The 19,886-nt window shown below is 58.5% G+C and carries 17 protein-coding genes; 8 read left to right on the plus strand and 9 right to left on the minus strand.

Annotation, left to right across the window (positions count from 1 at the left end):
• Window positions 1-2 precede the first annotated feature (2 nt).
• The gene (locus CYB_RS04670) at window positions 3-1,196 is read left to right on the plus strand and encodes an RNA-guided endonuclease InsQ/TnpB family protein (RefSeq protein ID WP_011432612.1); all 1,194 of its coding nucleotides are present in this window, start codon (window positions 3-5) and stop codon (window positions 1,194-1,196) included.
• 1 nt (window position 1,197) lies between these two features.
• On the opposite strand, the gene CYB_RS04675 is transcribed toward CYB_RS04670, so the two are convergent.
• Together CYB_RS04675 and CYB_RS04680 are read right to left on the minus strand one after the other, a co-directional pair.
• Window positions 1,198-2,001, minus strand: coding sequence for an Ig-like domain-containing protein (locus CYB_RS04675; RefSeq protein ID WP_071818150.1), 804 nt, complete (start codon window positions 1,999-2,001; stop codon window positions 1,198-1,200).
• Between the two features lie 256 nt (window positions 2,002-2,257).
• Window positions 2,258-2,626 (minus strand): AbrB family transcriptional regulator, encoded by a 369-nt coding sequence (locus tag CYB_RS04680; protein ID WP_011432615.1) that lies wholly within the window; start codon window positions 2,624-2,626, stop codon window positions 2,258-2,260.
• Window positions 2,627-2,965: 339 nt separating this feature from the next.
• On the opposite strand from CYB_RS04680, the gene coaBC reads away from it, so the two are divergent.
• Window positions 2,966-4,204, plus strand: coding sequence for a bifunctional phosphopantothenoylcysteine decarboxylase/phosphopantothenate--cysteine ligase CoaBC (gene coaBC, locus CYB_RS04685; RefSeq protein ID WP_011432616.1), 1,239 nt, complete (start codon window positions 2,966-2,968; stop codon window positions 4,202-4,204).
• Between the two features lie 89 nt (window positions 4,205-4,293).
• Here coaBC and sppA read toward each other — a convergent pair whose 3' ends face one another.
• The 5 genes from sppA to CYB_RS04710 form a co-directional block, all read right to left on the minus strand.
• Complete coding sequence (sppA, locus tag CYB_RS04690) at window positions 4,294-5,100, minus strand: signal peptide peptidase SppA (protein WP_011432617.1); 807 nt, start codon at window positions 5,098-5,100, stop codon at window positions 4,294-4,296.
• A 74-nt stretch (window positions 5,101-5,174) separates the two neighbouring features.
• On the minus strand, window positions 5,175-5,879 hold the full coding sequence (fabG, locus tag CYB_RS04695) for a 3-oxoacyl-ACP reductase FabG (protein WP_011432618.1): 705 nt from the start codon (window positions 5,877-5,879) through the stop codon (window positions 5,175-5,177).
• A 105-nt stretch (window positions 5,880-5,984) separates the two neighbouring features.
• Window positions 5,985-6,881, minus strand: coding sequence for a 16S rRNA (adenine(1518)-N(6)/adenine(1519)-N(6))-dimethyltransferase RsmA (gene rsmA / locus CYB_RS04700; protein ID WP_369791764.1), 897 nt, complete (start codon window positions 6,879-6,881; stop codon window positions 5,985-5,987).
• Window positions 6,878-8,623 carry a sensor histidine kinase gene (locus CYB_RS04705; RefSeq protein ID WP_041437176.1) on the minus strand — a complete coding sequence of 582 codons (1,746 nt, stop codon included), beginning with the start codon at window positions 8,621-8,623 and terminating at the stop codon, window positions 6,878-6,880. The genes rsmA and CYB_RS04705 overlap by 4 nt, the downstream gene beginning before the upstream one ends.
• A gap of 44 nt (window positions 8,624-8,667) precedes the next feature.
• On the minus strand, window positions 8,668-9,801 hold the full coding sequence (locus CYB_RS04710; RefSeq protein WP_011432621.1) for a PIN/TRAM domain-containing protein: 1,134 nt from the start codon (window positions 9,799-9,801) through the stop codon (window positions 8,668-8,670).
• A gap of 514 nt (window positions 9,802-10,315) precedes the next feature.
• On the opposite strand from CYB_RS04710, the gene CYB_RS04715 reads away from it, so the two are divergent.
• The 5 genes from CYB_RS04715 to yvcK all read left to right on the plus strand — a co-directional run bounded on the left by CYB_RS04715 (window position 10,316) and on the right by yvcK (window position 14,950).
• The gene (locus CYB_RS04715) at window positions 10,316-10,558 is read left to right on the plus strand and encodes a NifU family protein (RefSeq protein ID WP_011432622.1); all 243 of its coding nucleotides are present in this window, start codon (window positions 10,316-10,318) and stop codon (window positions 10,556-10,558) included.
• Window positions 10,559-10,690: 132 nt separating this feature from the next.
• Window positions 10,691-11,788, plus strand: a complete 1,098-nt coding sequence (gene rseP / locus CYB_RS04720) for an RIP metalloprotease RseP (protein ID WP_011432623.1) — start codon at window positions 10,691-10,693, stop codon at window positions 11,786-11,788.
• Between the two features lie 6 nt (window positions 11,789-11,794).
• A complete protein-coding gene (gene nth / locus CYB_RS04725) occupies window positions 11,795-12,499 on the plus strand; it encodes an endonuclease III (RefSeq protein ID WP_011432624.1) in 705 nt (234 codons plus the stop codon).
• 110 nt (window positions 12,500-12,609) lie between these two features.
• Complete coding sequence (rapZ, locus tag CYB_RS04730) at window positions 12,610-13,593, plus strand: RNase adapter RapZ (RefSeq protein ID WP_011432625.1); 984 nt, start codon at window positions 12,610-12,612, stop codon at window positions 13,591-13,593.
• A complete protein-coding gene (gene yvcK, locus CYB_RS04735; RefSeq protein WP_011432626.1) occupies window positions 13,586-14,950 on the plus strand; it encodes a gluconeogenesis factor YvcK family protein in 1,365 nt (454 codons plus the stop codon). Before rapZ ends, yvcK begins: the two co-directional genes overlap by 8 nt.
• 24 nt (window positions 14,951-14,974) lie before the next feature.
• Here the strand turns inward: yvcK and CYB_RS04740 are convergent, their stop codons facing one another.
• Together CYB_RS04740 and CYB_RS04745 are read right to left on the minus strand one after the other, a co-directional pair.
• Window positions 14,975-16,561 carry an ArnT family glycosyltransferase gene (locus tag CYB_RS04740; RefSeq protein WP_011432627.1) on the minus strand — a complete coding sequence of 529 codons (1,587 nt, stop codon included), beginning with the start codon at window positions 16,559-16,561 and terminating at the stop codon, window positions 14,975-14,977.
• Between the two features lie 75 nt (window positions 16,562-16,636).
• Window positions 16,637-17,731 (minus strand): hypothetical protein, encoded by a 1,095-nt coding sequence (locus CYB_RS04745; protein ID WP_011432628.1) that lies wholly within the window; start codon window positions 17,729-17,731, stop codon window positions 16,637-16,639.
• 262 nt (window positions 17,732-17,993) lie between these two features.
• Between CYB_RS04745 and CYB_RS04750 the strand changes: the two genes are divergently transcribed.
• Window positions 17,994-19,862, plus strand: a complete 1,869-nt coding sequence (locus tag CYB_RS04750) for a peptidoglycan D,D-transpeptidase FtsI family protein (protein ID WP_238376906.1) — start codon at window positions 17,994-17,996, stop codon at window positions 19,860-19,862.
• Window positions 19,863-19,886 lie beyond the last annotated feature (24 nt).

Genomic DNA, 19,886 nt, shown 5'->3' on the forward strand with positions numbered 1-19,886 from the left:
CCATGACCCAAGTCCTGACCGTCTCCTGCAAGCTCAAGGTGTCCCAGTCGCAGGCCGCAAAGTTGGATGCGACAATGGATGCCTTTGTGCAGGCGTTGAACTGGGTCAACCAAAACACACCAGAAAAAGTAGTCAACGCAGTCAAACTCCAGTCCCTTTGCTATTACCAGATTCGCGCTCGGTTTGGCTTGTCCAGTAACTTGGCTCAACAGGTGTGCAGACGGGTAGCGGGTTCCCGCAAAGTGGCTAAGCAGAAAAAGCGTCCCGTCAAGGAGTTTAAGAGCGGCTTTGTTACCTACGACGCCCGTATCTTTTCGTTCCGTCAAAAAGACTGGACGGTGTCGCTGACCACGGTGGAGGGTCGGGAGCGCTTTGAGCTGGCGATTGGCCGTTACCAGAGAGAACAGTTGGCAGGCTCCAATCCCAAATCTGCCACTCTGGTCAAGCGCAAAGACGGTTTCTACTCCATTCAAATCTGTGTGGAAACGGAGCCATCCCCACCGCAAGGCACGGATAGAGTGCTGGGCGTGGATTTGGGAAGGACGGATATTGCTCATACATCGGAAGGAGATAACTGGAATGGACAGCAGTTGAACAAAGTCCGCGACCACTACTCCCGGTTGAGGGCGGTACTCCAACGCAAAGCCAGTAAGGGCACACGCAGTTCGCGGCGCAGATGCCGTCAACTGCTGCAACGGCTGTCTGGCAAGGAGAGACGCTTTCAAGCGTGGGTTAATCATCGCATCTCCAAAGCTATTGTCTCCAGGGCAAAAGCTACCAACAGTGCTATCGCTCTGGAAGACCTGACAGGGATCCGGGAAAGGGTTAATCAACAGCCACGGAGCAAGACAGAGCGTAGACGGGCCAACAACTGGGCGTTTTATCAACTCCGTCAATTTTTGGAGTACAAGGCTCTGCGTGCGGGGGTTGCTTTGATTCTGGTGCCGCCTGCCTACACGTCGCAGACCTGCCACCGGTGTTTGCACATTCATCCCGACCCTGCGCAATCCTACCGCAGTGGAAAGAAGTTTAAGTGTGGACACTGTGGATGGGAAGGGGATGCGGATTTGAATGGTGCGAATGTGATTGCGCTTTTGGGGGCTGCTGTAAACCAGCCTAGAGGTTCGTGGTTGGCTTGCCAACTGCAGGGCTACCGAAAGCCCGCCCTGTACTGCGAAGCAGTCAGGGTCGGGTAGTTTACTTGCCCATCTGTAAGCGGGCGCTGGTGCGGGGGGCGCCATCCTGCACAATCCAGGTGCGGACGATCTCCACTTCCTCCGGCGTCCAAAAGCCCAGACGGGACAGGGGCAGCCCGCGAGCTTGAATGTAAGCAATCTCAGGGGATCCGCCGCGAGCTTGGGGGCGGTTGGGGTTAATGGCGTTGAGGATGTAGGCGTGGCGGCTCGTCCACCGGGGATTGATCAACTCGCTATTGGGATCCCCGGGCCTGACATAGGCCATCGTGGCCTCATAACTGTCCAGCAACTGGGTGCGCTGCCGTCCTGCCGGCTGATGGCAACCCACACAACTGGCTTCTAGCAGCGGTTTGACATCCCGTTCGTAGGTAAATTGCGGTTCGGTGCGAAAACTCAGCTGAATGGCCTGCTCGAGGGGCAGCCCCTCTTGGGGAGAAAGCGTGAGGGTGTAACGGGTGCTAAAGCGCAAGGGATCCCGAGGCTTAAGCAACAACTCGTCTCCCTGCACATCAAAAATAACCGCTGCCGGCGGATCCAACTGAACCGCCAGACGTTGTAGATTGGGATCCAGTGGCCGATTGAATTGCAGCCGAATGACTCCATCCACAAAAACATCCTGCTGTTCGGGGGTAGGCTGGGAAGACACCCACTCCAAAAATGCCTGACTTTGAGAAGCATTCGACTGAGGCCAAACTTGCCGATGAGACTCGATGACAAAGAACGCTGCTGCCAACAACAACAGCCCCGCCCAAGTTCGCCACCGCCGCCAATGGCGAAAGACATTTGGCACGGTCGGAGTGTTCATTGCCGCAGACCCAATTCAACTGTTGTCAGAATAGCGAACTTGCCCACACTTCAGCCATTGATGAGGTACAAACTGCCAGGGATCCCCAGCGGATCATGAGGATCCCTTGTTCTGAAAAGTAGAAAGACAATGAGCACCGGAGCGAAGGGAAGAGGTCGCTGCTCCCAAGCCCCTAGAGGCCGAAAGGAATACCAAAGGCTTTACCCAAGCTGAGATGAACTCACCAGCAGGGAAAAGCATCCAGGGAGACAGCAAATCAGTTGACCCGCTCCAGCTTGATGTTGTGGTGGCCCAGCTTGATCTCGAACTCATCTCCGGGCTTGAGGCCCATCTTCTTGGTGTAGGCAGCTCCAATCAGGAGGTTGCCATTCTTATGAACCGAAACCCGGAAGGTAGGAGCGCGGCCACGGGATCCATTTTCGTCACTAGCGCCGAGATCCACGCCAACGGCCTTCAACAGGGCGTTGTTAAACTGCATCAGATTCACTCGCTCCTGACCATTCTTGGTGTAGGTGACATAACCACAGGCGCGAGCTTTTTCCTTGCGATCCGCATTTCCCATTGAAGTTACCTTGTCGAGGAGCTCTTGGCCAGTGAGTGGTTTTGGTTTACTGGTTGTAGCCATATCGAGATGGTTTTAGGGACAACTGTTAGTGTAGCCAGAAACAAACAGCGATTGCAATAGAGTTTGATCCAACTCTTCTTAATTAGAGGGAATGAGTGCGCGACTGCAATGGGATCTGAGGGCTGGTTGCGCAAAACAGCAGTGGGGAATTCCCTCTGAAGGCCAGAACCTATGGGGGAGACTTTGGCTGAAATGGGGAATGATAGGCTCTCAGGCCCTATTCTCGACAGGGTCATCCGTCCAAGTCAAAGTATCTTTGGGCGAGGGATCCCCGCTTTGCCGCCGGAATTGAGCAAAAGCAGGGAAACTGGAAACAAGGCTGTTTGCGTGTCACTCGATATGGATCCCTTTTGGTCGGGGCGGCGTCTCCTCATTGGGGTGAGCGGGGGGATTGCTGCTTACAAAACGGCAGCTTTGGTGTCTGCTCTGGTGCAGCAGGGAGCAGAGCTCAAGGTGGTTTTGACAAAAGCTGCGGAACATTTTATTTCTCCTTTGACTTTTGCCACCTTGTCCCGCCAGCCGGCTTTTACGGATGCCGCCTTTTGGCAGGCAACACGAGGACGACCGCTGCACATCGAGTTGGGGGAATGGGCGGAGGCTCTCCTCATTGCACCCTTGTCGGCCAACACCTTGGGCAAGTTGGCTCATGGGCTGGCGGATAATTTGCTCACCAATGTGGTTTTGGCTTCCCGGTGTCCGGTGGCGGTGGCACCGGCTATGAATACGCAGATGTGGAAGGCGGAGAAGGTGGCCGAGAATTGGCAGCGGCTACACCAGGATCCCCGTTTTTGGGCCTTGCCGACGGCCAGTGGCCGCCTGGCCTGTGATGCGGTGGGGGAAGGGCGCATGTTGGAGCCGGAGGCGCTGCAGGAGTATGTGCGGGCTTTGCTCTGGACAGGGGGGAAAAAAGATTGGCAGGGCAAGCGGGTGTTGGTGACGGCGGGGGGGACACGGGAGCCCATCGACGCGGTGCGTTTTATCGGCAACCCGGCCAGTGGTCGGATGGGCGTGGCATTGGCGGTGGCGGCGGCCTGCCGAGGAGCGACGGTGACGCTGGTTCATGGGCCGTTGGGGATCCCTTTTGAGCCGGAACCCTTTGGCATTCGGGCCATTCGAGTGGAAACGGCAGCCCAACTGGAGGCGGCTTTGCAGGCGGAATTTCCCCAGGCGGATCTCTTGTGGATGGCTGCTGCTGTGGGGGATGTGCGCCCCTCTCAGGTTTACGCGGGGAAGCTGCCCAAAGCCGATCTACCCCAGATGTTGCCGTTGGAGCCGATCCCTGACCTGCTGGCAGCTCTGGCCCGCCACAAACGCCCTGGCCAACGCCTCATCGGCTTTGCCGCCCAAAGTGGGGATCCCTTGCCGCCGGCCAGAGAGAAGCTCCGCCAGAAGGGCCTGGATGCTATTGTGGCCAACCCCATCGACCAACCGGATAGCGGCTTTGGCAGCAGCCACAACCAAGGCTATTGGATCCCCCAGCAGGGAAGTCCAGAGCGGATCCCATTGGCAACCAAGCCAACCCTGGCCCACCGGCTGCTGGATCTGGCCCGGCAATTGGAGTTGGGCTACTTTAGTTAAACTCCCTCTCCCTCTGGAAGAGGGGCCGGGGGTGGGGGCTGTGCGGTACAGAACGCTAAACTTCCCGGAATAGCTGTTCGCGAACTGCCTCAAGAACCTGTGTAAAGCCACAGGGGCAAGCCCGAGGTGCTCACTTCAAACTGCAGACGGGCCAAGGCTTCTGCTGCCGGCAAAAACCGAGACCAACCTCTGCGCCGCGGGAGCAGGTCGTAGAACTTCGCATCCGTCGGCAAACCCGCCAGCTCTGCCGCCCAAAGGCGGGCATCTTCCTCTGTGCCCAAGCGATCCACCACACCCAAGTGAAGGGCCTGCTCTCCGCTGAAAATGCGGCCATCGGCAAAAGTTTTGACCACATTCAAACTCAACTTGCGGGCAGCAGCAACCGTCTGCACAAACTGGCCGTAGGTGATGTCGATCAACTCTTGCAGGATGTTTCGCTCTTCTGGGGTCAGCTCGCGATCAAACGAGAGAATATCTTTGTAGGGGCCAGACTTAATCACCTTAAATGAAATCCCCACCTTATCCAGGAGGCGTTCGATATTGTTGCCTCGAATGATCACGCCAATGCTACCGGTGATTGTTCCTGGGTTGGCAACAATTTTTTCGGCTCCCATGGCAATATAAACCCCCCCAGAGGCAGCAATGTTGCCAAAGCTGGCGACAATACGGGTGCCCTTTTTCTCTCGCAAACGCAAGAGGGCATTGTAGATTTCTTGGGAGTCGGCCACCGTCCCGCCTGGACTGTCGATGCGCAGCACCACGGCAGGGATCTGGTTTTCTTCCACCTCTTTCAGGGCCTTGAGAACCCGCTCGCGAGTTTTGCCATCAATGGCCCCTGCCACCTCAATGCGACCGATTTGCCGGCGCAAACCACCCAAGAATAATCGCTTCAGCATGGAAAAGAACTGGATAGGGATAAGTGCATATTCTGTATCATGAATGGCGGCTCATGGCTTGGTCAACCAGTTGCCTAGACGTTGCCATACACCGGGATCACCGCCCCTCGCAGATCCCGCGCTGCTTCTGAGACCAAAAAGGCGATCACCTGCCCGATGGACTCTGGCTTTACCCACAGCTCGGCTTGCTCGGATCCCATGGCAGCTCGGTTGGCCGGCGTGTCGATGAGGCTGGGCAGGATGACGTTGGCTGTGATGTCTGTGCCTTTGGTTTCGGCGGCAATGGTACGGGTCAGGGCCACCACCCCCGCTTTGGAAGCGCAGTAGGCAGCCAATTGCGGGCCCGGCTCCACCGCTCCGCGGGATCCCACCGTTACAATCCGCCCATAGCCCTGTTGCCACATTCTGCGCAGGCTGTGCTTGCAGGTCAGAAAAGTGGTGGTGAGGTTGAGGTCGAAGTCGCGATACCAGTCCGCCAAGCTGTACTCGTGGGTGGGGCCCATGGCAAAGCCCCCCACCAGGTGGATCAGCCCATCCACGCGGGGTAGGTCGGCAATGACGCGGGCAACCGCCGCCTCATCTGTTAAATCCACTTGCACAAAGCGAACCCGATCCAGAGCATTGGCCGGCAGGCGCTCCCGCAAAATGGCAAGATCTTTCTCTTGGCGATAGGTCAAGGTCAGCTCTGCTCCGCTGGCCAGCACCACGGGAACCACCCCCAAACCCAGCCCGCCTGTGCCGCCGGTCAAGAGGATTTGCTTGCCTTGGTTGCCCTGCATGGATGCACCTGCATTGACGAAAGGGATCCAGAACAAGATCGGGAAGGGACTTCAAAAACCCCAGAGGATGTTTGGGTTCGCCCAACTGAGCTTCCCTCTCTTACCCTACCCTGGTTCCTGCTCCTCTTGAGGAACAACAGCCCTTTTGGGCGCTTTCTCCAGCAGCAGGTCGCTCAAGGCCAGCCAGTGGGGCAGATCCAGCTCTTCGGCGCGGGCATCGGGGTTGAGGCGGAGCTGAGCCAAAGCTGCTGCGACCACCTCTCGCTCCACCAAGCTTCCCAGGGCATTGACGAGCTTCTTGCGACGGGTGGAGAACCCCTGTCGAAGGAGGTGGTTAAACCAGCAGGGATCCCGGACGGGGGTGGGGGCGGGGCGGGGGGTGAGGCGAATCACAGCAGATTCCACCTTGGGGGCGGGCTTGAAAGCGGTGGGGGGCACCCTGCAGATCAGCTCGCAATCGGCCAAATACTGCGTCCGCAGGCTGAGGGCACCATAGGCTTTGCTGCCGGGGCCGGCCTGCAAGCGCTCGGCCAGCTCTTTTTGCACCAGAAGGACAATGCGCTCGAACTGCCGAACCGGCTGGGCCGGGGATCCCAGTACCTTTTCCAGGATGGATCCGGTGAGGTTGTAGGGAATGTTGGCCACCAGCAGGCGAGGCTGAGGGGGCAACGGCAGGCGAAGAAAATCCCCTTCCACCAGGTGGAAGCGGGGCTGGTCGGCGAAGCGCTTTCGCAGCAGTCGGCACAGATCCCGGTCGATCTCCACCGCCACCACCTGGACACCCTGGGCCAGCAATCGCCGCGTCAGTTGGCCGGTGCCGGGGCCGATCTCCAGCACCCAAGTGGGATCCGCCCCTCTCTCCAGATCATTCAACTGGGCAGCCCGCAAAATCGCCTCGTGAACAGCGGGATCCTTGAGCCAATGCTGACCAAACCGTTTACGAGGATAGGGCAACCGAGCGGTACCCAGAGCGGTTGAAGGAGAAATGGCCGGGTGGGTCATCGCTGGACTGAGTTGGGAACAGAAATCAAGGTGGGATCCGCATCCTCAGGTCTATCTCGGGCGGGTTGAGCAGGGAGCGCCTCTGGGTTCGGATCCCCGCTCAGGAGCGGCTTGCGGTAGAGGGGCACCGTAAAGGTGACGGTGGATCCCAGCCCTTCGCCCAGGCTGTAGAAATTGATTTCCCCTCCCATCGCCTCCACCAGGCGTTGGCTGATGGCCAGGCCCAAGCCCGTCCCCCCATATTGGCGGGTGGTGGAACCATCCACCTGTGTGAAGGCCTGAAACAGCTTCTGCTGCTTTTCCAGCGATACCCCGATCCCGGTGTCGATGACGCGGATGCGGGCCAAACCTGGGTTGCCGGGCAGGATATCCGCCCGCACGGTTACTGAGCCTTTGGGGGTAAACTTGATGGCATTCCCCACCAAATTGAGCATCACCTGCAACAGGCGTTGGTAATCGCCCAAGAGCAAAATCTGATCCGAGGTGTTGGGCAGGTGGAAGCTCAGTTGTAGGCCCTTTTGGCTGGCCTGCAGGCTAGTCTTGGCCTCCACATCCTTAAACAAAGCTCGCAGGTCGCAGGGCTGGAACTCCAACTGCATTTTGCCCGCCTCGATCTTGGCGATATCCAGCACATCGTTGATTAGGGCCAGCAGGTGCAGGGCAGAGCGATAGGCCTCTTGCAAAAAGTCCAGCTCCTCTTCGCGGTTTTCGGCCATCCCGTCCAGCACCAGCTTGATAAAGCCGATGATCCCGTTGAGAGGGGTGCGCAGCTCGTGGGAGGTGTTGGCCAGGAATTGGCTTTTCAGTTGGTTGGCCGATTCCGCTTGGGCACGGGCCTGCTCCAGCTCCTTATTTTTCTGACGCAGAGTTTGGTTGGCTAACTGCAAGCGGGTTGCCAGTTGGCGACTTTGATCCAGCAAAATGGCGTGGGCAATGGCCGCGCCCAGGTAGGTGGCAATGCTCTGGAGTACCTGAATGTGGCTTGGCTGCCAAACAGGAACCCTATTCGGATCCAGCATTTCCAGCCAGAGCAGGCTGTTGGCGTAGCCCTGGTAAGACATGGCAATGGCCAGATGTCGCCCCGCCTCCACCGGTTCTTCCTGTCTGAGGGCCTGCAACAAATGGGGGTAATCTGCCAGCTTCAGGGTCTGGTGGAGCAGGGAGGGATCCCCAGGATGGCGGCGGTACTCGGCATTGACCGTGAGGGAGTCTTGCCCCACCTCGTAGAGGGCCATCAGGCAGCGATCTACCTCAAACAGTTGCCCCAACTGCTCCACGGTCTGCTGGCACAGTTGCCGGATATCCAGGGAATGCCGGATGTTGCGCACCAACTGCGTCGTGATCCCCTGTACCGGGTCGGCCAGGACAGGATGGGGCTGGCTGTTGGGGCTGCTGGCTCCTCCGGCCAGCGCAAAAGGCGTGGCCCCCAGCAACTTGCCCACTGCCGCAACCGCCACCACCTCCCCTTCCATGTCCCGTACAGGGTTGAGAGAAAGATGCAGATGCAACTTGTAGCGGGGCGAGAGCACCTGACATTCGTAGGAGAGGGGATCCCCGCTTGCAAAGACCTGGTTGAGCTTAGCCTCATACTCCCCGGCGTTGGTCACCTCCCAAACTTGCTGTCCGCTCACGATGTGCTGAGGGTGGATGCCGTACTTCTCGGCATCTTCCCAGTAAAAACTCCAGAAGCGCCTCTGGCGATCCTGCGTGTAGAACATCGGAGTGGGTCGGAGCACACCCATGGGGGAGGAGACCACCATTGCGTTAGGGGAACACAGGCCAAAACTCAGGTTTTTCCAGAGGAAGCCGGGCTGGCCGGATCAGAGGCCGGGCGGGTTAGTGGGGCAGAGTCCTTGTTGAGGCGGGCGAAGATCATGCGGCCTGCTGAGGTTTGAATGGAGCTGGTCACAACTACAGAGCGGGTTTTGCCCACAGAGCGCTGCCCTTCTTCCACCACCACCATGGTGCCGTCTTCCAAGTAGCCCACCCCTTGACCTGGCTCTTTTCCTTCGCGGGTGATCTTGATATCAAAGCTGTCGCCGGCAACATAGATGGGCCGCAGCGCCTCGGCCAACTCATTCACATTCAGCACCTTGACCCCCTGCAGAGCCGCCACCTTCTTCAGGTTGTAATCGGTGGTAAGCAGCGTTCCCCCCACGGTTTGGGTGAGGCGCACCAGCTTTTCATCGACAGTGGTCAGATCTGGATAGTTGGCTTCGTGAATAACGAAACGATCGGGGTAGGCCTCTCGCAAAGACTGCAGGGTATCCAAGCCTTTGCGGCCCCGCTCTCGTTTTTGGGCATCGGCTTTGTCGGCAATGGTCTGCAATTCCGTCAGCACAAAGCGAGGAACCACCAGGGTTCCTTCCAAAAAACCTGTCTCGATTAACTGAGCCACTCGGCCATCGATGATGGAGCTGGTGTCCAAAACCTTGGCCGTGGCAGCCACCACATTGCCCTCCGCCCAGAGGGCTGCCTGCAAAGCATAGTTGGGGTTAAACAGCCGCAGCAGCGAGGGGCCGTGGGTATCGGCCAGGCTGACCCCCAGATAGGCAAAGGCCAAGCTGAAAAAGACCGAAGCCAGCGGCTCGAGGAACCTATTGAGTTGGGGGGGCAGGGGCAGCAAGTAGACAGGAGCCATGGCCAGATTGGCAATCACCAAGCCGATCACCAACCCCACCGAGCGGCTGATCAACACGTCCGGCGGCAAGGAGCGCACATTGGCCTCGAAGCGACGGTAGCTCCAGCGCACCAGGGATCCCAAAGCCAGTCCTGCCAGCACGCCAAAGCCGCTGGTGACGACACGGGCTCCTTCCACATTGGCCCCCTGAATGGCGGCAGGAGGGAGCAAATCCAGGCCGTAAAACCCGAGACCAGCCCCGGCCAACATGAAGATCGCGATCAGTAAAGCGTCTAGCATAAGAAATAAAGACGGCCCTGCTGAGTGGGTGATGCTGCTGGGAATAGGCAAATCTGCTTCCTACTCATTCTAGTCGTCTGGTGTTGGAGGGATCCGGACAACCAAGCCAGCCCTCCCCCAGAAGGATTCAGACTATGCTGAAATCATAGCGATCCCTTGCCAGCTTGAGGGATCTGTGGAGCATGCCTCTAACCCCCAAAACCCTGAACTTTGCTGAATTTACTGAGCTTTAGGCGGTTTGGCAAAAGTCATTGAGAGGGATATAGTAGACCAAGTTTCCCCCTGATCCTTGAGTCCACCGCAACGGTTGCCGGGAAGTGAAGGGGGAAAGCGCTCGGGGGGTATTCCTCAGGGCTTTGCGGGATACCGCCTTCCTGCTTGGACTCCGTCCCGCTGACGCGAACAGAGATAGGCAGGATGCGATCGCTTCTTTCCTGAACCATGTTCAGGAGAGTTCAGCGTGAATGTATCAGAAACCGCTACAATCCAAATCTCAACGAGGCTAAAAGCAACCATGGCACAAGCACTGGAACTCAATACCGAGAACGTCGAGAAAGTCCTGAACGAGCTGCGTCCTTACTTGATGGCCGATGGGGGCAATGTGGAATTGGTGGAAATCGATGGCCCGGTGGTCAAGCTGCGCTTGCAGGGGGCCTGTGGAGCCTGCCCCAGCTCGACCATGACTCTAAAGATGGGCATTGAGCGCAAGTTGCGGGAGAGCATTCCCGATATTTTGGAGGTGGAGCAGGTATTCTGAGGGGCCCTGTAGGTTTTTGTGAGATTCCTTTAGGGTTCTTTATCATGTGTTGGATTATGTGCCTTGACAAATAGCCTCGGGTGGCTCTCTGCTCCCCACTTCTTTCTTCTGTGCCTTCTTCAGAGCTAGCGCATGTCTGTTCTCCTCTCCATCGCCATTCTCGCCCTGCTGATCCTGGTGCATGAGGCAGGGCACTTTGCGGCAGCCAAACTCCAAGGGATCCACGTCAACCGCTTCTCGCTGGGGTTTGGCCCGGTGTTGTGGCGATACCAGGGCAAGGAGACAGAGTACGCCATTCGCGCCCTGCCGCTGGGGGGCTACGTGGGCTTTCCTGACGAGGATGAACATTCTCCCTACCCGCCCGACGACCCGGATCTGCTGAAAAACCGCCCCGTGTTGGATCGCCTGGTGGTGATGAGTGCAGGGGTGATGGCCAACCTGATCTTCGCCTATCTGGTGCTGGTGTTGATGTTTGCCTGGGTGGGGATCCCCTCGGTAACGCGCCTCCATCCCGGCATTCTCATCCCTCAGGTGATGCCCGATAGCCCGGCGGAGCGGGCCGGCCTGAAGGCAGGGGATGTGGTGTTGCAGGCAGCAGATCGCGATTACAGGGGGATTGCCGACGAGACGGCGGCCTTGGCAGCTCTGAACGATTTTCAGGTGCTGATCCGCAGCAGCGAGAACCGGCCCATTCCCCTGGAGGTGCAGCGTGGGGAAGGGGATCCCCTGCAATTGACGGTGATCCCAGAGGTGCGGGGAGAGACGGTGGCCATTGGAGTGACCTTGGCCCCCCACCAGGAGGTGACCTTGCGTCCCCCTCAGAGTGTGGCTGAGATCCTCACGGAGGCGGGAAATGCCTACCAGCGGGTGGTGATGCTCAATCTGAACGGCTTGCGGCAGTTGCTGCAGAATTTCCAAAGCACGGCTGCTCAGGTCTCCGGCCCGGTGGGGATCGTCAAGATTGGGGCGGATCTGGCCCGCGATGACGCCGCCAGCCTGTTTAATTTCACCGCTTTGATTAGCATTAACCTGGCCTTTCTCAACCTGTTGCCCCTGCCCGCCTTGGACGGGGGACACATTGCCTTTTTGATCCTGGAGGCGATTCGCGGCAAACGGCTGCCCAAGCATCTGGAGGAGCGGGTGATGCAGACGGGCTTGGTGTTGTTGCTGGGATTGGGGGTGGTGCTGATCTTCAAAGACACCCTCGCCATTGTCACCGGGTCGGGCTAGGGGAAGATGGCCAGCAAACGGGCCTTGCGCCAGCGAGCTTTGGAGATCCTGCTCCGGCTGAAGCGCCACTACCCCAACTCCACCTGTGCCCTCCACTACCGGACGCCGCTGCAACTTTTGGTGGCAACCATCCTCTCGGCTCAGTGTACGGATGAGCGGGTGAATCAGGTAACGCCAGAGCTGTTTCGTCGCTTCCCGGATGCCCAGGCCCTGGCGACAGCGCCGCGAGAGGAGATCGAGGCTCTCATCCATTCCACCGGCTTCTATCGCAACAAGGCCAAGCACATTCAGGAAGCCTGCCGCAGGATCTTAAGCCATTTCGGTGGCCAAGTGCCCCGCACCATGCCGGAGCTGCTCACCCTACCCGGCGTAGCTCGCAAGACGGCCAATGTGGTGTTGGCTCATGCTTTTGGCATCAATGCCGGGGTTACCGTCGATACCCATGTTAAGCGCCTCAGCCGCCGCCTCGGCCTCACTGAGCACGAGGATCCCGTGCGCATCGAAAAGGATCTGATGCAGTTGTTGCCGCAAGCGGACTGGGAGAACTGGTCTATCCGTCTGATCGACCACGGGCGGGCCATCTGCACTGCCCGCAGGCCTCTGTGCCAGCAATGTTTTTTGGCGGATCTCTGCCCCAGCGCTCCCCTCCTGAGACCGGCGGCACCGGATGAGAAAATGGATAAAAAAGCTACCAAAGCCTCGCCAACCTGAGAGGATGGTTTCTGGGCGCCCTGTATGGCTGAGCCGGCAGGGATCCCTCCCTTGCAGCACTTGTTTTGGCCGCCTCTCGCCCTAGAATAAGCTCCATGCAGGATAAACCCATGTCAGTCGCGCCCCCCGTTCTGGTCATTGCCGGCCTGACGGGAGCCGGGAAAACTTTGGCCATCCAGCAGTTGGAACAACTGGGGTACACCAGCCTAGAAGGGATCCCGCCTGCCCAGGTGATCCCCTTGGTTGAGGCGATGCGGACCCATCACGCTGCTTTGGCCATCAGCTTGAATCTCCACGCCCAGGAGTACCGGGATCAAGTTCCCACCCTGGCTGCTTGGGTGCAATCGCAAGGGATCCCTTTCCTATTCTTGGAGGCCCGCTCCCCAGTGTTGCTCAACCGTCTCAGCGCCCACCGCCGTCCCCATCCCTACGGGGAAGCTGCGGGTTTGTGGGAGGCCATTGAGCAAGAGCGGCTGGCTCTGGCCCCGGTGCGGGAACGCTGCACCCACTGGTTGGATACCTCCGACCTCAATGCCCAGCAACTGCGGCAGCAATTGCAAGCTTTGGTGCAAGGGATCCCCCAGCCCCTCAACCTAAGGCTGGTCAGCTTCGGTTTCAAATACGGCGTTCCCCCCGATGCCAACTTGCTGTTCGATGTGCGTTTTTTGCCCAACCCCTTCTTTCAGCCCCATCTGCGTCGCCTCACTGGGCAGGATCCCCTGCTGCAGGAGTTCTTGTTTGCGGATCCCATCACACAATCCACCTACCAGCACATCTTGTCCCTGATCAAAGCGTTTTGGCCCCACTACCGCGCAGAGCGTCGCCCCCACCTGACTTTGGCTATCGGCTGTACCGGCGGTCAGCACCGCTCGGTGGCCCTGGTGGAGCGCCTGGCCCAGGATTTGCAGCCTTGGACTGTCCCTGCCGGCAACCACGTTCTTCCCGACCTGAATGTTCAGGTTCAGCATCGCCATCTGCTCGACTCTCAGCGGGAGCTGGAAGCCCGCTTTGGCCCGGTGCCCGGCGAAGCCGGCGTTGCCCAGCAACAGGTTAGGATCCCTTTGGCCGGCGTTCCTGCACCTTCCCATGCCTAAGCCTGTGCCCAGCAACAAGTCCGCCGCTTGGGGCATTCGCCGCCGCAAGGCTGCTTGGCCGGGAAGTGGCTGGAAATGGCTCTTTCCCGGTTTAGCCGTTAAACGCTGGCTGAGCCTGGCGGTTGGGGGCGTGCTGCTGATGGTGCTGGGCATTGCCATCTGGACGGAGTTGACCCCCATCTTTCGCCTGAAGCGGCTGATCGACATCACCCTGCGCCTGATCACCACTTGGATCCCGAACAACATCAGTGGCCCCCTGGTGACTGGGATCGGGCTGGTGATGGTGGTGCTGGGGTTTCGCAGCGCCATGCGCTCCATCGAGGATGTGCTGATCCCCGAGGGAGATGAAGCGCTGGTGGATAAGCTGTTGTCGCGGCGGCGTCTCAGCCGTGGTCCCCGCATTGTGGTACTGGGGGGCGGCACCGGCCTCTCCAACCTGCTGCGGGGTCTGAAGCGCTACAGCTCCAACATCACAGCCATTGTCACGGTGGCCGATGACGGGGGATCCTCAGGGCGTCTGCGGCGGGAGATCGGCGTTTTGCCCCCCGGCGATATCCGCAACTGCCTCACTGCTCTGGCCAACGAGGAAAAGCTGCTCACCGAGCTGTTTCAATATCGCTTCCAGTCGGGGGAAGGGTTGAGCGGCCACAGCTTCGGCAATTTGTTCATCACTGCCCTCACCGCGGTAACCGGCGGCGACTTGATTCGGGCCATCACTGCCACCTCGCAAGTCTTGGCCATTCAGGGGCGGGTGCTGCCGGCCACCCTGGCGGATGTCACCCTTTGGGCGGAGCTGAGCGATGGCCGCCGCGTGGTGGGAGAGTCCAACATTGCCAAAGCCGGAGGACGCATTTGCCGAATCGGCTGTGACCCCCCCAACCCTCCCGCCCTACCGGAAGTCATCGAGGCTATTGAGGCGGCAGAGTTTGTGGTGCTGGGGCCGGGTAGCCTCTACACCAGCATCATCCCTAACCTGTTGGTACCGGAAATTGTGGAAGCTCTGGCCAAAAATATGGCCCCCCACATCTACGTCTGCAACATCATGACCGAGCCGGGGGAAACCGACGGCTATACTGTTGGGGATCACGTCATGGCTCTGGATCGGGTGGCAGGAGTGCGCCTATTTGACGGCGTGCTGGTGCAGCGGGAGCCACCCTCCCCGCGCGCTTTGGAGCATTACCGCCGCAGCGGTTCTGAGTTTGTGGTGCTGGATCCCGACAAACTGGCTTACCTGGGCTGCCGCGCCGTTTTGGCTAACGTCATGCAGGAGGATCCAGAGACCGGCTTGGTGCGCCACAACCCCGAACGCTTGGCTGCAATGCTGATGCGCTGGTTCGACAGACATCGCCCCCTCTAGCTTTGCCCAGGATGTCCTCTGCTGTTATTGCAGGCGGGAATAAGGGCGGGGATAGGGCTTGCGCATCTGTCGAGCCAGGTACACCTGAAAGGTTTGCGCCACCGCCCCTGCCCGCACCAGGGGAACCTCGGCCACAGGCTCGATTTGGGCAAAGTAGTCGCCATAGGTGGCTGGGATCCCTGCCCTCGGCTGGAACAGCTTGGAAGTGATGAGCAGCCCATCCTGCCCCAGCCAGTCCTGCGGCTGCGACCAAAAGGCAAAGCCCCGCAAATCCGCATCCAGGCAGGTCAGAGGCTTGTCCGTCAGCGGAGCCAGGGCCATGGCGATCTGACCGCCCAAAAAATAGACATTGGTAAAAACGAACTCTGCCTCCTCAAGGGCTTGAGCCAGGTGGGGATCCGTCCGAAACCGCTGCCGCAACTGCTCAATTTCAATGAGCTGAGTAGAGGGATCCTGCTCCACGGGCCACAGGCCCAGCCCGCCAGGAGCCTGCAGCAGGCCATAGCGCACATGGGCCAGCCCCACCCCCACCACCAAGCTGACCATCACCGCCGTCCCCACTAAGGTTCGCTTCGCTCCCGGCCACCGTTCCCAGAAGGATCCCAGCAGCAGCGTCAGCACCCAAAACCCCGGCATGGGCCAGGTGGGCAAGATGGGCCGGTAGCCTCCCATCAAGGTAAAGGCCAACACCAGCGGTAATCCACAGGCCAGGATCAAAAGGTGCTTGAGCTCTTCATCCGTCAGCCGCATCCCGCGGAGAATCTGCAGGGCCACCCGACCCGTCCCTGCCAAACTCGCCCACCCCAAAGGGATCCCCAAGCTGGGGAACAGGTAAAAGATTTCAGAAAGGATCGTCAGCCCCAGCGCTTGCAGTTGATACCCTGCCTCCGGCACCGCCCGCCCCCCCTGAAAGCGAAAGGAGACCCAATCCTGCTGGGCGTTCCAGATCAGCACCGGGCTGAAGGCCAGCACAAAACCCAGCACCGCCAGCACCGTCCAGCCCGACCTCAAGGCACAGCGATGAACTGGGCTGAGCAGACAAAAGAGTACCAGGCCGAACCCCAAAGCCAAGCCGTGGTATTTCCCCAGACAGGCCAGCCCCACCAAGAGACCTATGAGCGCTAGCCTAGGCCCTGGCCGATAGCGAGCCGCCCCATAGACTCCCAATTTCCCCTGCCCCAAAGGCACCGGGAAAAACTCCTGGCTGGCCACCCATAGGGTTGCTGCCGTAAAAAAGACCAGCGGACTATCCGGCAGGGTCAGCACCCCAAACCCAATCCAAAGGATGGGTGCGATGCTGATGGCCGCCAAGCTGATCAGTCCTGCCCGATCAGAGAAAAGGCGTGCTCCGGTGTAGTAAAGGAGTAGGGAAGAGCCAGAATAGAGCAGCAGGGATCCCAGTCGAATAGAAAAAGCCGACACCTGGCCGGTCAAGGCAGGCCCCAAGCCTGTTGTCCAGGCCACCAGCGGCGGATGGTCAAAATAGCTCCAATCCAGATGGCGGGTGTAGAGGTAGTAGTAGGCTTCGTCAAAGCCAGGCGGCAAAAGGGCAGCCACCAGGCCCCGCATGAACAAGCCCAACCCCAGGATTAGCCAAACCGCTCTAGGCAATGGAGGGGATCCCTATGGGCAGATGGACAGATCTAACTTACCTTGAATACCTCTCGGGGCTACGTCCCTCTAGCACTATGACTTTGTTTCCCGCAAAAAAATGACCGGACACCCCAAAAATTGACCCAGCTTCTCGGCCTCTGCCCGCGCCTCTGATTCACCGCCACTGGAGATGGATAGCAAAGGCTTCTGTGATTGCAATGTCACCTCTACCGAAAAGCTAGTATCGCCATCAGAATCTGTCCTGGCCTGAACCGTGACCTGCTGCACATCTCGGAAGGAATAAGTTTTCTGCCCTCGCGATCCAAAAGGAGTGAGGTACTCCTCCTGGATTTGGTACAGGGAGCTGTCCAAAGTCACGCGGCGGCGCCACAAAGCCGATATCAGCATAGAAACCCCTATCAAAAGAAATGGCAATGAGATGAGGGAAAACAAGATCACAATCACTAAATCTCCTAAGTCGAACTTATCGCTATCTACCAAGAGCTGACTCTCTGTGCCGTTCACAAAAGACTGAATGCGCCTTGCCAGTTCCTGAGCCTCACTCTCACTGGAAGCCGACCAGGCTTCCCTTTCTCCTGCAGGAGTTTTCAGCGTGACATAGTAGTAGGTTGTTCTGTCTCCATCTTCATCTGTCTCGATTTCGGTTTTGGTTCCAGCCCCTCTCACGTCCTTGTAGAGTTCAGTCGTACTTGGCAAAGGCAGCAACGGCTGGAAAAACACTTCGCAGTTAACCGCAGACTGGGCAACTCGAAAGCAGGTGAAGTGGCGATCGCCTTGGTGCAACCAAAGTAAAGTCGAGGCATATAGAGGAATGAAGGCAAGAAGTAGCCCAAAAGATAAATACTTGGGAGGCTCTTGGTACACGCGCTTGTTGTGGCTCTCCTCCACGCATTTCATAGACTTAACTCCGAGAAAGCTGGATTTGTTTAGATTATGGCTTGCTAGTCTGCCGGTCGTCTGTTTCCGAGAATACGAAGCGTTTAAAAAATTATGAAAAGCAGTAAGTCCTCCGGTTTTCGCTGTGCTGTATTCAACTTCCCCTCTCTCCAACCAGGAGCGGAAATTGAGTGGCTGACTGCACGAGGCGCCGGGAAGAGGTTTTAAATCAAGCAAGTTAAAGGTTTGAGCTGTTGAATTGAATGTACGCAAGTGAGTTGGGTTTTTCATGTCCTCCCAGTTTCTTTTGAATGTGATTTAAAACTGCGGATCCAAGTGCGAAAAGTCTGAGGATTTGCCCGCACCTAATTCATGTTCTGAGGTATTATGTTATCTCCAATACCTCTAAAATGTCCTGGCTGCTTTTCGGGATCCCAAGGTCTTTCCCAGAAGCTGTGGGGTGGCATAACAGTGGGATGAGCGCCAAACTAGCGGTGGTGCTCATGTGAGGATTGCAATGGAAGGCAGACCTAGGGCTAGGGTAGGGCGGCCTGTGCCGAAATCTCTGGAGACAAGGCAAAATGGCCGGCAACTTGCTCAACGGCGCCGACGCAGAGGTTCTTGGATCCCTTCACCGCGAAGCTCTAGGCAGTGGGGAACAGCGCTGGGATGGCTCTTGGGGGAGCGGATCCCGACGGCCCGCCAGCTTGACTTTCGCGCCGGCATGACCGGACTGGCTTTGATCATCGCCCTATTTGTAACAGGAGCACGTCTGGTTTATTTGCAACATCAACAGGCACCCCTATTGCAGCAGCGAGCCGAAGCCCAGCAGCGAGCCCAGCTAAGACCTTTCATTCCTCGTCGCTCAATTGTGGATCGTCACTCCATTGCCAAGCAGCAGGCAGAATTGCTGGCCGTAGATCGCCCCGTCTATACTCTCTGGGCCCATCCCCGCCTCTTTGGCAAACGCACTCCAGAGGAAATTGCCACCGCTCTTGCTCCCCTGTTGCGGCGTCCAGTAGAGCAACTGGCGCAGCGGCTATCGGCCAATCAGGCAGTGCGGGTGGAGCGCTGGGTATCCCAGGAGGTGGCAGATCAAATTCAGGCTCTGCATCTGGATGGCCTGGAGCTGGTGAGCGAGCGGCAACGCATTTACCCCCAAAAAGAGATGGCCGCCGAGGTGGTAGGCTATGTAGATCTGGATCATCAGGGCCAAGCAGGAGTCGAATATTCCCGACAAGAGCTGCTGGAGCGTACCGTTCAACCTGTTACTATTCCTCGCGATGGCTACGGACGACTGTTGGCTGCCGAGGTGCCGGAAGGGCTGCTGCAATCCCGCGAGACGGTGCTGCAACTTACCCTAGATATGCGCCTGCAAAGAGCTGCCCGCGCTGCCCTGAAAGTGCAACTGGAGCGGTTTCGAGCCCTGCGGGGCACGGTGATTGTCCTCCAGCCCCAGACAGGGGAAATCCTGGCGCTGGTGAGCGAGCCCACCTATGACCCCAACCGCTACTTTGAGTATGACCCCGGTCTTTTTCGCAACTGGGCCGTAACGGATTTGTATGAGCCGGGATCCACCTTCAAGCCCATCAACATTGCCATTGGGTTGGATGCTGGAGCCTTTACAGCAGATGAACGGGTCTATGACGAGGGTCGGATTCTCATCGGTCAGTGGCCCATTCAAAATTACGACTACCACCAGCGAGGGGCCCATGGCTGGATGAGCGTCACGGATATCCTGCGGCAATCCAGCAATGTGGGCATGGTACATCTAATGCGCAAGCTGGATCCCCGCCAGTACTACAATGCCTTGGTGCGGCTGGGGTTCAACGAGCGCAGTGGCGTGGATTTGCCCTTTGAGCCGGCCAGCCGTTTGAAACCGCTGCGACAGTTTGTTACGGTGCCGGTGGAGCGGGCCACTGTCGCTTTCGGCCAGGGGCTGGCCCTTACCCCTCTACAGTTGGCTGCCATGCACTGCATCATTGCCAATGGCGGACTGAAAGTACAGCCCCATGTGGTGCGAGGCTTGGTGGAAAAGGATACGGATACTCTGGTTTGGGGATCCCCGCAGCCGCAGCCGGTGCGGGTACTATCCGAGCAAGCCACGCTGGCAGTGCGTATCCAAATGCGGGATGTGGTGGACTTTGGCACGGGGCAATCGGCCAAGATCGAGGGGTATGAGATCGCTGGCAAAACCGGCACTGCCCAGAAAGCCGGGCCACGGGGGGGCTATTTGCCCGGCAAGCGCATCACCAGTTTTGTGGGCTACTTCCCGGCCATTCGCCCCAATTACGTGATCTTGGCGGTGATCGACGAGCCCCAGGGGGAAGATGCCTTCGGCTCGACGACGGCTGCTCCCGTTGTTCGCTCGGTGATCCAGGAGATCATCGCCCTAGAGGGGATCCGCCCTAACTCTACTTAGCGCAGCCATAGGAACAAGGGGCGA

The sequence above is a fragment of the Synechococcus sp. JA-2-3B'a(2-13) genome (genome assembly GCF_000013225.1).
In the GTDB taxonomy this organism is placed as follows: Bacteria; Cyanobacteriota; Cyanobacteriia; order Thermostichales; family Thermostichaceae; genus Thermostichus.

Bases quoted from the DNA above. Each gene is read 5' to 3' on its own strand.
- CYB_RS04670 (WP_011432612.1), top strand. From the start codon at position 3: ATGACCCAAGTCCTGACCGTCTCCTGCAAGCTCAAGGTGTCCCAGTCG.
- CYB_RS04675 (WP_071818150.1), bottom strand. From the start codon at position 2,001: ATGAACACTCCGACCGTGCCAAATGTCTTTCGCCATTGGCGGCGGTGG.
- CYB_RS04680 (WP_011432615.1), bottom strand. From the start codon at position 2,626: ATGGCTACAACCAGTAAACCAAAACCACTCACTGGCCAAGAGCTCCTC.
- coaBC (WP_011432616.1), top strand. From the start codon at position 2,966: ATGGATCCCTTTTGGTCGGGGCGGCGTCTCCTCATTGGGGTGAGCGGG.
- sppA (WP_011432617.1), bottom strand. From the start codon at position 5,100: ATGCTGAAGCGATTATTCTTGGGTGGTTTGCGCCGGCAAATCGGTCGC.
- fabG (WP_011432618.1), bottom strand. From the start codon at position 5,879: ATGCAGGGCAACCAAGGCAAGCAAATCCTCTTGACCGGCGGCACAGGC.
- rsmA (WP_369791764.1), bottom strand. From the start codon at position 6,881: ATGACCCACCCGGCCATTTCTCCTTCAACCGCTCTGGGTACCGCTCGG.
- CYB_RS04705 (WP_041437176.1), bottom strand. From the start codon at position 8,623: ATGGGTGTGCTCCGACCCACTCCGATGTTCTACACGCAGGATCGCCAG.
- CYB_RS04710 (WP_011432621.1), bottom strand. From the start codon at position 9,801: ATGCTAGACGCTTTACTGATCGCGATCTTCATGTTGGCCGGGGCTGGT.
- CYB_RS04715 (WP_011432622.1), top strand. From the start codon at position 10,316: ATGGCACAAGCACTGGAACTCAATACCGAGAACGTCGAGAAAGTCCTG.
- rseP (WP_011432623.1), top strand. From the start codon at position 10,691: ATGTCTGTTCTCCTCTCCATCGCCATTCTCGCCCTGCTGATCCTGGTG.
- nth (WP_011432624.1), top strand. From the start codon at position 11,795: ATGGCCAGCAAACGGGCCTTGCGCCAGCGAGCTTTGGAGATCCTGCTC.
- rapZ (WP_011432625.1), top strand. From the start codon at position 12,610: ATGTCAGTCGCGCCCCCCGTTCTGGTCATTGCCGGCCTGACGGGAGCC.
- yvcK (WP_011432626.1), top strand. From the start codon at position 13,586: ATGCCTAAGCCTGTGCCCAGCAACAAGTCCGCCGCTTGGGGCATTCGC.
- CYB_RS04745 (WP_011432628.1), bottom strand. From the start codon at position 17,731: ATGAAAAACCCAACTCACTTGCGTACATTCAATTCAACAGCTCAAACC.